The sequence below is a fragment of the Nocardioides sp. Root122 genome (genome assembly GCF_001425025.1).
Classification (GTDB): Bacteria; Actinomycetota; Actinomycetes; order Propionibacteriales; family Nocardioidaceae; genus Nocardioides.
Window position 1 is genome coordinate 133,528 of record NZ_LMDE01000016.1, and the last position, 14,245, is coordinate 147,772.

The window sequence follows — 14,245 nt, forward strand, 5'->3', positions numbered from 1 at the left end:
GGTCCGTCGGGCAGCTGACGTCACCGGGTCCGGGGAGTGCCCCGTCCGACCCGATGCTCACCACCACTTCTAGACTCTGCCGCGACCTGTTGTCGCCGCTCGAAAGGGAGCCATGTCCGGCCCCAACACCGACTACGACCCTGTCGAAGTGACCCCGCTCAAGGCCGACGAGGTCGAGGCGATGCGCGAGGCGGCCCTGGCCGCGATCGCTGCCGCGCCCGACCTCGAGGCGCTCAAGCAGGTCCGCCTCGACCACGCCGGGGACCGCTCCCCGCTGGCGCTCGCCAACCGCGAGATCGGCGCCCTGCCGCCGCAGGCCCGCAAGGAGGCCGGCCAGCGGGTCGGCCAGGCCCGGGGCGCCATCAACCAGGCGATCGCCGCCCGCCAGACCGTGCTCGAGGCCGAGCACGAGGAGCGGATGCTGGTCGAGGAGACCGTCGACGTCTCGCTGCCGACCCTGCGTCGCCGACGTGGCAGCCGCCACCCGATCACCTTGCAGTCGGAGCTGATCGCCGACCTGTTCGTCGCAATGGGCTACGAGATCGCCGAGGGTCCCGTGGTGGAGGCGGAGTGGCTCAACTTCGACGCCCTCAACCTCGGGCCCGACCACCCGGCGCGCACCATGCAGGACACCTTCTGGACCGAGCCGGCCGACGACCACGTCGTGCTGCGCACCCAGACCTCGCCGGTGCAGGCCCGCACCATGCTCACCCGCAAGCCCCCGATCTACGTCGTCTGCCCGGGCCGGGTCTTCCGCACCGACGAGTACGACGCGACGCACTCGCCGATGTTCCACCAGGTCGAGGGCCTCGTCGTCGACGAGGGCATCACCATGGCCCACCTGAAGGGCACGCTCGACCACTTCGCCTCGCAGCTGTTCGGTGACGACATCTTCACGCGGTTCCGGCCGTCGTACTTCCCCTTCACCGAGCCGTCGGCCGAGGTCGACGTGCGGTGCTTCGTCTGCCGCGGCGTCGACTCCGCGTCCTGCCGCACCTGCCGGGGCGAGGGCTGGATCGAGTGGGGCGGCTGCGGCGTGGTCAACCCACGCGTCCTCGTCGCGTGCGGGGTGGACCCCGAGGTCTACAGCGGCTTCGCGTTCGGCATGGGCATCGACCGGTCGTTCATGTTCCGCCACGACCTCGAGGACCTGCGTCCACTCTTCGAGGGCGACGTCCGGTTCAGCAGCGCCTTCGGCACGGAAATCTGAGAGGCAGCGATGAAGGCCCCCAAGTCCTGGATCCTCGAGCACGTCGACGTCCCCGAGGGGACGACCACCGACGAGCTCACCGCCCGCCTGACCCTCACCGGTCTCAAGCTGGAGGCCATCGCCAGCCCCGGCAAGGACATCACCGGCCCGCTGGTGGTCGGCCGTGTCCTCACGATGGACCCCGAGCCGCAGAAGAACGGCAAGACCATCAACTGGTGCACCGTCGACGTCGGCGACGCCAACGGCACGGGAGAGCCGCAGGGCATCGTGTGCGGCGCGCACAACTTCAAGCCCGGTGACCTCGTCGTCACCGTGCTCCCGGGCGGTGTGCTCCCCGGCGGCTTCGAGATCAGCGCCCGCAAGACCTACGGCCACGTCTCGGCCGGGATGATCTGCTCGGCCCGCGAGCTCGGCCTCGGCGAGGACCACGACGGCATCATCGTGCTGTCCGAGGACGCCGGGACGCCCGGTGAGGACGTCCGCCCCCTCCTCGGCCTCGACGAGGAGGTCATCGAGTTCGAGATCAACCCCGACCGGGCCTACGCGCTCTCGCTGCGCGGCATCGCCCGTGAGGTGCTCGTCTCGGTCGACGGGGCGAGCAACTTCCGCGACCCGGCGTTGCGCAACACCCCGGCCGCCAACGACCAGGGCCACCCGGTCGTCGTCGAGGACGCCGAGGGCTGCCCCGTCTTCGTCGCCCGCAAGGTCACCGGGTTCGACCCGGCGGCCCCGACCCCGGACGTCATCAGCCAGCGGATCATCGCGGCCGGGATGCGTCCGATCTCGCTCGCCGTCGACATCACCAACTACGTGATGCTCGAGACCGGCCGCCCGATCCACGGCTACGACGCCGACAAGCTGCGCGGCGCCATCGTCGTACGCCGGGCGCGTGCGGGGGAGCGCCTCACCACCCTCGACGGCACCGACCGCGCGCTCGACCCCGCCGACCTGGTCGTCACGGACGACTCGGGGATCATCGGGCTCGGCGGCGTGATGGGCGGCGAGACGACCGAGATCTCCGACAGCACCACGTCCGTCCTGGTCGAGGCCGCGCACTGGGACGCGGTGTCGATGTTCCGCACCGGCAAGCGGCACAAGATCTCCTCGGAGGCCGGCAAGCGCAACGAGCGCGGCGTCGACCCGACCATCTGCGAGGCTGCCGCCGACCGCGTCGTCGAGCTGCTGGTCGAGCACGGCGGCGCGACCGCCGAGCCCGGGGTCACCGTCGTCGGCACTCCTCCGCAGATGCCGGTGGTGCAGGTCGCCGGCGACCTGGCCGAGCGGGTGTCCGGAATGCCGATCACCAAGGAGCGCAGCGTCGAGTGCCTGCGCGCCATCGGGTGCGAGGTCGTGCCGGCCGAGGACGGGAGCGGCACGCTCTCGGTCACCCCGCCGCCGTGGCGACCCGACCTCACCGACGCCCAGGACTTCTCCGAGGAGGTTATCCGCCTCGTCGGCTACGACAAGGTGCCGTCCGTGCTGCCGACACCGCCGTCGGGCCGTGGCCTGACCCGCCCGCAGCAGCTGCGTCGCCGGATCGGCCGCACGCTCGCCGGCGAGGGCTACGTCGAGGTGGTGAGCTTCCCGTTCGTCGGCACCACCGACCTCGACGCCCTCGGGCTCCCCGAGGACGACCCGCGTCGCCGCATGCTGCGCCTGTCGAACCCGCTCAGCTCCGAGGCCGGCTACATGACCACGACGCTGCTTCCCGGCGTGCTGCGGTCGGCCGCCAAGAACGTCGGGCACGGCAACACCGACGTCGCGATCTTCGAGACTGCGACCGTCACCCTGCCGCGCGACGGAGGTCCGGCGGCGATCCTGCCCGTCGACCGCCGTCCCACCGACGCCGAGTTCGCCGCGCTCGACGCCGCGCTGCCCGCGCAGCCCCTGCACCTGGCGCTCGTCGCCCTCGGTGACGAGGTGTCGGGTGGCTGGTGGGGCGAGGGACGCCCGGTCTCGTGGGCCGACGCCATCGAGGCCGTGCGGTCCGTCGCGGAGGCGCTCGGCCTCGAGGTCACCGCGACGTCGGCCGACCTCGCCCCGTGGCACCCGGGCCGGTGCGCCGAGCTGTCCGTCGGTGACCACGTCGTCGGTCACGCAGGGGAGGTGCACCCCAAGGTCTGTGAGGCGTTCGGGCTGCCCAAGCGCACCGTCGCGGCCGAGGTCGACCTCGACCTGCTGATCGAGCTGGCGGTCCACCTGCGGCCGGCACCGACCTTCTCGTCGTACCCGGTCGCCAAGGAGGACGTCGCCCTCGTGGTCGACGCCTCGGTGCCGGCAGCCGACGTCGAGGCCGCGCTGCGCGAGGGCGCGGGCGAGCTGCTCGAGTCGATCCGCCTCTTCGACCTCTACACCGGCGAGCAGGTCGGCGAGGGCAGGAAGTCGCTGGCGTACGCCCTCCGCTTCCGCGCTCCCGACCGCACCCTCAAGGAGGGCGAGGCCGCGGCAGCTCGCGACGCCGCCGTCGCGCTCGCCGCCGAGCGCACCGGAGCCGTGCAGCGCACCTGACGCGCGCCCGGCAACAGCACACTGGGCCGTGAGTCTCCGAGAGACTCACGGCCCAGTGCACGCGTGGATCAGTTGATCGGCGATCCCACGATCTCGCGGAAGCGGGCGTAGGTCTCCTGGTCGCCGGCCACGGAGATCCCGGTGTCGTCGGCCCGGTTCCACAGCCAGCGGTCCAACGCCTCGGCGGTGCCGTCGACCACGACGTCGGGCTCCGTGTCGCGGTCCTCGGGCGGTGCCACGACGTGGAAGTCCAACTCGTCGGCGTAGGACGTCCCGCTGTCGGGATCGGTGCCCGAGAAGGTGCCGAAGCGCAGCCAGAACTGCTCACCGGTGTCGGTCGTGTCGACGCGCACGAGACCGTCGTCGTCGGCGACCCAGCTGCCCCACGGCGGGCAGCCGCCGTACATCACGTCCAGGACCTCGTGGACGCCGTCGGTGGCAAGGACCGGGTCCATCGGCGACGTGACGTGCGCGGCCAGCTCCGCGTCGACCCGGTGGACCAGCGCCTCGTGCGCCTGGCGGCGCAGGATGAACCCGACGGTGTGATCGTCGGACCACGTCCACGCCTCCTCGGCCGGGTCGGCGCGCTCGAGCGCCGTCGCCAGGTCTGCGGACCAGCGGTCGAAGGCGGCCAGCAGCTCGTCGTACGACGCCGGGCGGGGCGGCTCGACCTCCTCCGGCCGGCGGGGGCGGGTGCCGAGCACCTCGGCCCACCAGCGCTGCACCGTCGCCAGGTGCCACAGCAGGTCGGCCGCCGACCAGTCTGGGCACGACGGCACGCGCGCCGCCGGGTCGCAGTCCGCGAGGACCTCGCGGAACCGTGCGGACTCGGCGCGGAGGTGGGACAGGTAGGCATCGGTGGAAAGTCGGGTCACCTCTGCACCGTAGGGGAGTGGTAGGACGGAGTGCGCGTCGTTTACGGGGCGATCCCGTGCGCCCGTCCATGCAGACTCGTGTATAGTCATGCACATGTCCGTATCAGTAGCCGTCGCCGGAGCCAGTGGGTACGCCGGCGGCGAGGTCCTGCGCCTGCTGCTGGGCCACCCCGAGGTCCAGATCGGCGCCCTGACCGCCGGCAGCAACGCCGGTGAGCAGCTCGGTGCGCTCCAGCCCCACCTCCTCCCGCTGGCCGACCGCGTCCTCGAGCCGACCACCCTCGAGGTGCTGGCGGGGCACGACGTCGTCTTCCTCGCGCTGCCGCACGGGCAGTCCGCGGCGATCGCCAAGTCCCTCGGTGACGCAGCCGTCGTCATCGACTGCGGTGCCGACTTCCGGCTGACCGACCCGGCCGCGTGGGAGGCGTTCTACGGGGGAGAGCACGCCGGCTCGTGGCCCTACGGGCTCCCCGAGCTCGCCGGTCAGCGCGACCTGCTGCGCGGCGCGACGCGGGTGGCCGTCCCCGGGTGCTACCCGACGATCTCCACGCTCACCATCGCGCCCGCGCTCGCCGCCGGCCTGGTCACCCCCGACGTCACGGTCGTGGCCGCGAGCGGCACCTCCGGTGCGGGCAAGGCGGCCAAGCCGCACCTCCTCGGCAGCGAGGTGATGGGCAACGTCAGCGCCTACGGCGTGGGCGGCGTGCACCGCCACACCCCGGAGATCGTGCAGAACCTCCGCCTGGTCCACGACGGCGACGTGAAGGTCAGCTTCACGCCGGTCCTGGTGCCGATGCCGCGCGGCATCCTCGCCACCGTCTCGGCGCCCCTCGCCTCGGCCGTCACCCCCGACGAGGCGTACGACGCCTACGCCAAGGCCTACGCCGACGAGCCCTTCGTCCACCTGCTCCCCGCCGGCCGGTGGCCGCAGACGCAGTCCGTGCTCGGCTCGAACGCCGTCCAGGTCCAGGTCACCGTCGACGACGCCGCGGGCCGCCTCGTCGCCGTCGGTGTCGTCGACAACCTTGCCAAGGGCACGGCCGGCGCCGCCGTGCAGTGCATGAACCTCGCCCTGGGCCTCGACGAGACCGCCGGGCTCTCCACGATCGGACTCGCCCCATGACCGTCACCCACCCCCAGAGCTTCGCCGCCGCCGGCGTCGCCGCCGGGCTGAAGTCCACCGGCGCCAAGGACCTCGCGCTGGTCGTCAACCAGGGCCCGACCTTCGACTCCGCCACCGTCTTCACCGCCAACCGGTGCAAGGCCAACCCGGTGCTGTGGAGCCAGGAGGTCGTCAAGGACGGCGTCGTGCGCGCGGTCGTGCTCAACTCCGGCGGCGCCAACTGCTACACCGGTCCCGAGGGGTTCCAGACCACGCACGCCGTGGCCGAGAAGGTCGCCGACGGCCTGGGCATCGGCGCGATCGACGTGGTCGTCTGCTCGACCGGTCTGATCGGGCTGGCCAACGACCGCGACGACCTGCTGGCGGGCGTCGAGGCGGCCACAGCAGCGCTCTCCGCCGACGGTGGACCCAGTGCCGCCGAGGCGATCATGACCACCGACTCGGTCAGCAAGAACACAGTGGTCGAGGGTGCCGGCTGGTCGATCGGCGGGATGGCGAAGGGCGCGGGCATGCTGGCGCCCCAGCTCGCCACGATGCTCGTCGTGATCACCACCGACGCGGTCGTGCCGGCCGCGGACCTCGACGCCGCGCTGCGCGCCGCCACCCGCGTCAGCTTCGACCGCCTCGACTCCGACGGCTGCATGTCCACCAACGACACCGTCACCGTCATGGCCAGCGGTGCCAGCGGCATCACCCCCACGCCCGAGGACTTCACCGCAGCCCTGACGCAGGCCTGCACCGACCTGGCCATGCAGCTGCTCAAGGACGCCGAGGGCGCCGACCACGAGATCGCGATCACCACCCTCCACGCCGCGAGCGAGGACGAGGCCGTCGAGGTGAGCCGCAGCGTCGCGCGCAGCAACCTCTTCAAGGCCGCCGTCTTCGGCAACGACCCCAACTGGGGCCGGGTGCTGGCCTCCATCGGCACCACCCGGGCCACGTTCGACCCGGCAGACCTCGACGTCGCGATGAACGGCGTCTGGGTGTGCCGCGGCTCGACCCCCGCCGAGGACCCTGCCTCCGTCGACCTCACCGGCCGCGAGGTCAGCGTCACCATCGACCTCAAGTCCGGCGACGCCCGCGCGACCGTCTGGACCAACGACCTCACCCACGCCTACGTCCACGAGAACAGCGCCTACAGCTCATGACCGACTCCACGCACGACCCCGAGACCGTCCCGAGCCCCCGGCGGCCCGACCCCGCCAAGGCCCGCACGCTGGCTGCGGCGCTGCCATGGCTCAAGCGCTACCACGGCCAGACGATCGTGGTGAAGTACGGCGGCAACGCGATGACCGACGACGCGCTCAAGGTCGCGTTCGCCGAGGACATCGCCTTCCTGCGCTTCGCCGGCTTCAAGCCCGTCGTCGTCCACGGCGGCGGCCCGCAGATCTCCCGGATGCTCGACAAGCTGGGCATCGAGTCCGAGTTCCGCGGCGGCCTCCGGGTCACCACGCCCGAGGCGATGGACGTCGTCCGGATGGTGCTGGTGGGCCAGGTGCAGCGCGAGCTCGTCGGGCTGATCAACCAGCACGGTGCGCTCGCGGTCGGGCTCTCCGGCGAGGACGCCGGACTGTTCACCGCCGAGCCCACCAGCACCGTCGTCGACGGTGAGGAGGTCGACCTCGGCCTCGTCGGCGAGGTGGCGAAAGTACGGCCCGAGGCGGTGCTCGACCTGATCGAGGCCGGCCGGGTCCCTGTCGTCAGCTCGGTCGCGCCCGACGTGAACGGCGTGGTCCACAACGTCAACGCCGACACGGCGGCTGCCGCGCTCGCCGTCGCGCTCCGCGCCCAGAAGCTGATGGTGCTGACCGACGTCGAGGGCCTCTACCGCGACTACGGCAACTCCGACGACCTGATCCAGGAGATCAGCCCCGAGGCGCTGGGGGAGATGCTGCCGTCGCTCGACGCCGGCATGGTCCCCAAGATGCGTGCCTGCTACGAGGCGGTCACCCAGGGCGTTCCCCGCGCGACGGTCGTCGACGGTCGCGAGCCGCACGCCGTGCTCCTCGAGATCTTCACCGACGAGGGCGTCGGCACGCAGGTCCTGCCCGGTGCCGCGACGAAGATGCGCAAGCCGTACGCCGCTGAGGAGGAGGAGTGATGAGCGACATCCAGGAGCGCTACGCCGGCGCGGTCATGAACACCTTCGGCCCGCCCCAGCTCGCCCTCGTGCGCGGCAGGGGCGCGCACGTCTGGGACGCCGACGGCAAGGAGTACGTCGACCTGCTCGGCGGCATCGCCGTCAACGCGCTCGGGCACGCCCACCCCGCCCTGGTCGAGGCGGTGACGACCCAGCTCTCGACCCTGGGCCACGTCTCGAACTTCTTCGCCACCGAGCCCCAGGTTGCCCTCGCGGAGCGGCTCGTCGCGCTGCTCGGCTGGGGCGAGGAGGCCCGGGTCTTCTTCAGCAACTCCGGCACCGAGGCCAACGAGGCTGCCCTCAAGCTCACCCGCCGCACCGGCCGGACCCGGCTGGTCGCCGCACAGGGCTCCTTCCACGGCCGCACGATGGGCGCCCTCGCGCTCACGTCGAAGGCCGCCTACCGCGAGCCGTTCGAGCCGCTGCCCGGCGACGTCACCTTCGTGCCGTACGACGACGTGGCAGCGCTCGAGGCCGCCGTCGACGACACGGTCGCCGCGATCGTGCTCGAGCCCGTCCAGGGCGAGGCCGGTGTCGTCGTGCCAGGTGCGGACTACCTCGCTGCAGCGCAGCGCATCGCCCACGACCACGGCGCGCTCCTCTGGCTCGACGAGGTGCAGACCGGCATCGCCCGGACCGGTGCGTGGTTCGCGCACCAGCTCCTCGACGGCGTCCAGCCCGACGTCGTCACCCTGGCCAAGGGACTCGGCGGTGGCATCCCGATCGGAGCGACCGTCGCCCGCGGCGCGGCTGCCACGCTCCTGCAGCCTGGCAACCACGGCACCACCTTCGGCGGGAACCCTGTCGCCGCGGCGGCGGCGCTCGCGGTGCTCGACACCATCGAGGCCGAGGGCCTGCTGGAGGCCGTGGTCGCCCGCGGTGACCAGCTCGCCGCGCTGCTGGCCGAGCAGGCCGGCGTCGTGGAGGTGACCGGGGCCGGCCTGATGCGCGGCGCCGAGCTCGACGGCCCCTACGCCACCCAGGCGGTCGCCGCCGGGCGCGAGGCGGGCTTCATCCTCAACGCCACCGGCCCCACCCGCTTGCGCTTCGTGCCGCCCCTGGTGATCACCGCCGACGACCTCGACGCACTCTCCGCGGCCCTGCCGGCCGTCCTCGACCACGCTCGCTCCGCAGCCCAGCACGACCAGATGAGGCCCACGCCATGACCCGCCACTTCCTCCGTGACGACGACCTGTCCCCGGCCGAGCTGCTCGAGGTGCTCGACCTCGCCGACACGCTCAAGGCCGCGCCCTTCGACCACAAGCCGCTCGCCGGCCCGCACACCGTGGCGCTGGTCTTCGACCGGCCCACGCTGCGCACCCAGGTCTCCTTCGCCGCCGGCATCGCCGAGCTCGGCGGCAACCCGATGACCGTCGACGGCGGCCTCGCGGCCATGGGCTCGCGAGAGGGCGTCGAGGACGTCGCCCGCGTCCTCGGCCGTCAGGCCTCGGCCATCGTGTGGCGCACCGCCCACCAGAGCGACGTGGTCATGATGGCCGAGCACGCCGGCGTGCCCGTCCTCAACGCGCTCACCGACGAGTTCCACCCCTGCCAGCTCCTCGCCGACCTCCAGACCGTGCGTGAGCACAAGGGGCGGCTGGCCGGCGTCCGCGCCGCGTTCGTCGGCGACGGGGCCTGCAACATGGGCAACTCCTGGGTCCTCGCCGGCGCCGCCGCCGGCATGCACGTCGTGGTCGGCGCCCCCGAGGGCTTCTCGCCCGACGCCGACGTGGTGGCCAGGGCCCGCGAGATCGCCCAGGACACGGGCGGCTCGATCGAGCTGACCGCCGACCCGGCCGAGGCAGCAGGTGGGGCCGACGTGGTGGTCACCGACTCGTGGGTCAGCATGGGCCGTGAGGAGGAGTCCGCGGAGCGACTGCGGATCTTCCCGCCCTACGGTGTGACCGAGGAGCTGCTCGCGCACGCCGACCCGGAGGCCATCGTGATGCACTGCCTCCCGGCCTACCGCGGCAAGGAGATCGCCGAGGACGTCATCGAGGGCCCGCAGTCGGTCGTCTGGGACGAGGCCGAGAACCGCCGGCACGCGCAGAAGGCCGTGCTGATGTGGCTCCTGGAGCGCCGATGAGCGCCGTCGCCCCGGTGACCAAGGGCGCCAGGCACGCGCGCATCATCGACATCGTGACCACCCATGCCGTGCGCTCGCAGACCGAGCTCGCCGACCTGCTGGCCGACCACGGCGTGCGGGTCACCCAGGCAACGCTCAGCCGCGACCTCGTCGAGCTCGACGCGGTCAAGGTGCGCAGCGCCGACGGCGCCCTGGTCTACGCCGTGCCGGGGGAGGGCGGCGACCGCACGGCCGTGGCCGCTCCCCGCGACAGCGCGGCCGGACGCGACCGGCTCGCCCGGCTCTGCGCCGAGCTGCTCGTCAGCGCCGAGGCCAGCGCCAACCTCGTCGTGCTCCGCACCCCGCCGGGTGCCGCGCAGTTCCTCGCCAGCGCCTTCGACAAGGCCGACGTCGGCGACATCCTCGGCACGATCGCGGGCGACGACACGGTCCTCCTGATCGGCCGGGACCCTGCAGGTGGCGACGCGCTCGCGCAGCGCTTCCTCGACCTGGCCAACCATCCGCACCACACCACTCCAGCACCAGCAAAGGACGACCAGTGAGCAAGGTCCTGACCTCCCTCCCCGTCGGCGAGCGCGTCGGCATCGCCTTCTCCGGAGGCCTCGACACCTCCGTCGCGGTCGCGTGGATGCGCGACAAGGGGGCCGTGCCCTGCACCTACACCGCCGACATCGGCCAGTACGACGAGCCCGACATCTCCGGCGTGCCCACCCGTGCCATGCAGTACGGCGCCGAGCTGGCGCGCGCGGTCGACTGCAAGACGCAGCTGGTGGAGGAGGGCCTCGCGGCCCTGGCCTGCGGTGCCTTCCACATCCGCTCCGGCGGCCGGCAGTACTTCAACACCACGCCGCTGGGCCGCGCCGTGACCGGCACGATGCTCGTGCGTGCGATGCACGACGACGACGTCAACATCTGGGGCGACGGCTCGACCTTCAAGGGCAACGACATCGAGCGGTTCTACCGCTACGGCCTGCTCGCGAACCCCGACCTGCGCATCTACAAGCCGTGGCTCGACGCCGACTTCGTCACCGAGCTCGGCGGCCGGCACGAGATGAGCGCCTGGCTCACCGAGCACGGCCTGCCCTACCGCGACAGCCAGGAGAAGGCGTACTCCACCGACGCCAACATCTGGGGCGCGACCCACGAGGCGAAGACGCTGGAGCACCTCGACGTCTCCCTCGAGGTCGTCCAGCCGATCATGGGCGTGAAGTTCTGGGACCCGTCGGTCACCATCGAGACCGAGGACGTGACGATCCGCTTCGACCAGGGGCGCCCGGTCGCCATCAACGGCACGACGTACGACGACCCGGTCGAGCTGGTCCACGAGGCCAACACCATCGGCGGCCGGCACGGGCTCGGCATGTCCGACCAGATCGAGAACCGCATCATCGAGGCCAAGTCCCGCGGTATCTACGAGGCTCCCGCCATGGCGCTGCTCTTCATCGCCTACGAGCGGCTCGTCAACGCGATCCACAACGAGGACACCGTCGCGCAGTACCACAACGAGGGCCGCAAGCTCGGCCGGCTGCTCTACGAGGGCCGGTGGCTCGACCCGCAGGCCCTGATGATCCGCGAGTCCGTCCAGCGCTGGATCGCCTCGCTGGTCACCGGCGAGGTGACGCTGCGGCTGCGGCGCGGCGAGGACTACACGATCCTGCGCACCGACGGCCCGGCGTTCTCCTACCACCCCGACAAGCTCTCCATGGAGCGCACCGAGAACGCCGCGTTCGGGCCGACCGACCGCATCGGCCAGCTCACCATGCGCAACCTCGACATCGCCGACTCGCGCGCCAAGCTCGAGCTCTACGCGGCCCAGCCGCTCGACCAGGGCCAGGTCCTCGTCGAGAACGGCACCCTCTACGGTGCGATCGAGGCCGGTGGGTTCGACAGGATCACCGGTCACTCGCCCGCCGAGGAGGCCGAGGCGGGAGAGCTCGACGAGACAGCACTGGAGCACGCGGCGATGGAGTTCGGGACCGACTGATGGCTGGAACAGGCACCACCAACGAGGGATCGCTCTGGGGCGGCCGCTTCGCGAGCGGCCCCTCGCCGGAGCTGCAGGCGCTGTCGAGGTCGACGCACTTCGACTGGCAGCTCACCCCCTACGACCTCGCCGGCTCGCGCGCCCACGCCAACGCGCTGCACCGCGCCGGGCTGCTCACCGACGCCGACCACGCCGAGCTGCTGCGCGGCCTCGACGTGCTGGGGGAGCGCTACGCCGCCGGCGACCTGCACCCGACCGAGGGCGACGAGGACGTGCACGGAGCCCTCGAGCGGCTCCTGCTCGACCAGGTGGGGCCCGAGGTCGGCGGGCGGCTGCGTGCCGGGCGCTCGCGCAACGACCAGGTCGCCACCCTGTTCCGCGTCTACCTCCGCGACCACGCGCGCACGATCTCCGCGATGCTGCTCGACCTCGTCGACGTGCTCGCCGGACAGGCCGAGGAGCACGTCGGCCCTGGCCAGGAGACCGTCATGCCCGGTCGCACGCACCTGCAGCACGCGCAGCCGGTGCTGCTCTCGCACCACCTGCTGGCCCACGCGTGGCCGCTGCTGCGCGACGTCGAACGACTGCGCGACTGGGACGCCCGCGTCGCGGGCGACTCGCCCTACGGCTCCGGCGCGCTGGCCGGCCAGACCCTCGGTCTCGACCCCGAGGCGGTCGCGTCCGAGCTCGGCTTCTCCGGCTCGTCGGCCAACTCCATCGACGGCACAGCCGCCCGCGACTTCGCCGCGGAGTTCGCCTTCGTGACCGCCCAGGTCGGCGTGGACCTCTCGCGGCTCGCCGAGGAGGTCATCCTCTGGACCACGCGCGAGTTCGACTTCGCGACGCTCCACGACTCCTGGTCGACGGGGTCGAGCATCATGCCGCAGAAGAAGAACCCCGACATCGCCGAGCTCGCGCGCGGCAAGGCCGGGCGGTTGATCGGCAACCTGTCCGGCCTGATGGCCACGCTCAAGGGCCTGCCGCTCGCCTACAACCGCGACCTCCAGGAGGACAAGGAGCCGGTCTTCGACTCGGTCCAGACCCTCGAGGTGCTGCTGCCCGCGGTCACCGGGATGGTCGCCACCCTCACCTTCAACGGGACACGGATGGCCGAGCTCGCGCCCCAGGGCTTCTCGCTCGCCACCGACGTCGCCGAGTGGTTGGTGCGCGAGGGCGTGCCGTTCCGCGACGCCCACGAGGTCGCCGGTGCCTGCGTACGCCGCTGCGAGGAGCTGGGCTGCGACCTGCCCGACCTCACCGACGAGCAGCTCGCCGCGATCTCGCCGTCCCTGACGCCCGCGGTGCGGTCGGTGCTGACCGTCGAGGGTTCCGTGGGCTCCCGGTCGGGGCGCGGGGGAACCGCGCCGGTCCGGGTGCGCGAGCAGCTCGACGAGCTCCGCGGCGTGAGCACCGCGCACCGTGCCCGCCTGGGCTGAGGGCGACCCGCTCGAGGTCGCCCCGCGCCTGCTCGGTGCGGTGCTGACGCACGGGGGAGTCTCGGTCCGGATCACCGAGGTGGAGGCGTACGCCGGCCCGGACGACCCCGGCTCCCACGCGTTCCGGGGGCGTACGGACCGCAACGCGGTGATGTTCGGTCCGCCCGGGCGCCTCTACGTCTACTTCATCTACGGCATGCACCACTGCGCGAACCTGGTCACCGGCGCCGACGGCGATCCCGGCGCCGTGCTGCTCCGCGCCGGTGAGGTGGTCGCTGGCCATGACGTGGCACGGGCCCGCCGGCCGAGCAGCAGCGCACGCGACCTCGCCCGGGGACCGGCGCGCCTGTGCAGCGTCCTCGGCATCACCTTGGGCGACAACGGCGTACGTCCGGAGCTGGCGCCAGGGGAGCCCCCCGCCTCGATCAGCACCGGCCCACGGGTCGGCCTGCGCCTCGCAGCGGACCGTCCCTGGCGGTTCTGGGTGAGCGACGACCCGACGGTCAGCACCTACCGCCCGGCGGCACCACGTCGACGTACAGGCCGCTGACCTGCGGTTATGCGTGAAGTGCCACCCCGGTTTGGCATGTGCGGGGAGGACGGTCTAATGTTTCACCTGTCGCCGCAAGCGGCGCCGCTCCTGGCCAGAAGGCCAGCTGAGTCGGAAACCAGCTGCGACCACCGAAGCACGAAGATCCGCCGAGTTTGACGCGGAACGGAGCGCCCGGTAAGTTTCTGCAGGTTGCCCCGCGACCGAACCGGCCCAGCCGGCAAGGATCGGGTGCGTCTGATACTTGAGAACTCAACAGTGTGTTTGATTAGTCGACGAATTAGTTTGTTATGCCCCGTTGACATCGTTTGCTGGCCTTTCTTTGTGGAGGGG

The 14,245-nt window shown here is 72.1% G+C and carries 12 protein-coding genes; 11 read left to right on the forward strand and 1 reads right to left on the reverse strand.

Annotated elements, in window-relative coordinates; all coding sequences use genetic code 11:
- The first annotated feature begins 112 nt into the window (after nt 1-112).
- Nucleotides 113-1,210 carry a phenylalanine--tRNA ligase subunit alpha gene (pheS, locus tag ASC64_RS21395; RefSeq protein ID WP_056909580.1) on the forward strand — a complete coding sequence of 366 codons (1,098 nt, stop codon included), beginning with the start codon at nt 113-115 and terminating at the stop codon, nt 1,208-1,210.
- Nucleotides 1,211-1,219: 9 nt separating this feature from the next.
- Complete coding sequence (gene pheT / locus ASC64_RS21400) at nt 1,220-3,718, forward strand: phenylalanine--tRNA ligase subunit beta (protein ID WP_056909581.1); 2,499 nt, start codon at nt 1,220-1,222, stop codon at nt 3,716-3,718.
- A gap of 68 nt (nt 3,719-3,786) precedes the next feature.
- Here the strand turns inward: pheT and ASC64_RS21405 are convergent, their stop codons facing one another.
- The gene (locus ASC64_RS21405) at nt 3,787-4,593 is read right to left on the reverse strand and encodes a maleylpyruvate isomerase family mycothiol-dependent enzyme (RefSeq protein ID WP_056909582.1); all 807 of its coding nucleotides are present in this window, start codon (nt 4,591-4,593) and stop codon (nt 3,787-3,789) included.
- 94 nt (nt 4,594-4,687) lie between these two features.
- Here ASC64_RS21405 and argC point away from each other — a divergent pair, with 94 nt between their 5' ends.
- The 9 genes from argC to ASC64_RS21450 are packed head-to-tail and all read left to right on the forward strand — an operon-like array spanning nt 4,688 to nt 13,912.
- The gene (gene argC, locus ASC64_RS21410; protein WP_056909604.1) at nt 4,688-5,716 is read left to right on the forward strand and encodes an N-acetyl-gamma-glutamyl-phosphate reductase; all 1,029 of its coding nucleotides are present in this window, start codon (nt 4,688-4,690) and stop codon (nt 5,714-5,716) included.
- Nucleotides 5,713-6,864 carry a bifunctional glutamate N-acetyltransferase/amino-acid acetyltransferase ArgJ gene (gene argJ, locus ASC64_RS21415; RefSeq protein ID WP_056909583.1) on the forward strand — a complete coding sequence of 384 codons (1,152 nt, stop codon included), beginning with the start codon at nt 5,713-5,715 and terminating at the stop codon, nt 6,862-6,864. The genes argC and argJ overlap by 4 nt, the downstream gene beginning before the upstream one ends.
- On the forward strand, nt 6,861-7,817 hold the full coding sequence (gene argB / locus ASC64_RS21420; protein ID WP_056909584.1) for an acetylglutamate kinase: 957 nt from the start codon (nt 6,861-6,863) through the stop codon (nt 7,815-7,817). The genes argJ and argB overlap by 4 nt, the downstream gene beginning before the upstream one ends.
- Nucleotides 7,817-9,022: an acetylornithine transaminase gene (locus ASC64_RS21425; protein WP_056909585.1), complete on the forward strand. Its 1,206-nt coding sequence runs from the start codon at nt 7,817-7,819 to the stop codon at nt 9,020-9,022. Before argB ends, ASC64_RS21425 begins: the two co-directional genes overlap by 1 nt.
- Nucleotides 9,019-9,942: an ornithine carbamoyltransferase gene (argF, locus tag ASC64_RS21430; protein ID WP_056909586.1), complete on the forward strand. Its 924-nt coding sequence runs from the start codon at nt 9,019-9,021 to the stop codon at nt 9,940-9,942. Before ASC64_RS21425 ends, argF begins: the two co-directional genes overlap by 4 nt.
- A complete protein-coding gene (locus tag ASC64_RS21435; RefSeq protein WP_056909587.1) occupies nt 9,939-10,484 on the forward strand; it encodes an arginine repressor in 546 nt (181 codons plus the stop codon). The genes argF and ASC64_RS21435 overlap by 4 nt, the downstream gene beginning before the upstream one ends.
- Nucleotides 10,481-11,926, forward strand: coding sequence for an argininosuccinate synthase (gene argG / locus ASC64_RS21440; protein ID WP_056909588.1), 1,446 nt, complete (start codon nt 10,481-10,483; stop codon nt 11,924-11,926). The genes ASC64_RS21435 and argG overlap by 4 nt, the downstream gene beginning before the upstream one ends.
- Nucleotides 11,926-13,362: an argininosuccinate lyase gene (argH, locus tag ASC64_RS21445; RefSeq protein ID WP_056909589.1), complete on the forward strand. Its 1,437-nt coding sequence runs from the start codon at nt 11,926-11,928 to the stop codon at nt 13,360-13,362. Before argG ends, argH begins: the two co-directional genes overlap by 1 nt.
- Nucleotides 13,346-13,912, forward strand: a complete 567-nt coding sequence (locus ASC64_RS21450; RefSeq protein WP_056909590.1) for a DNA-3-methyladenine glycosylase — start codon at nt 13,346-13,348, stop codon at nt 13,910-13,912. The genes argH and ASC64_RS21450 overlap by 17 nt, the downstream gene beginning before the upstream one ends.
- Nucleotides 13,913-14,245 lie beyond the last annotated feature (333 nt).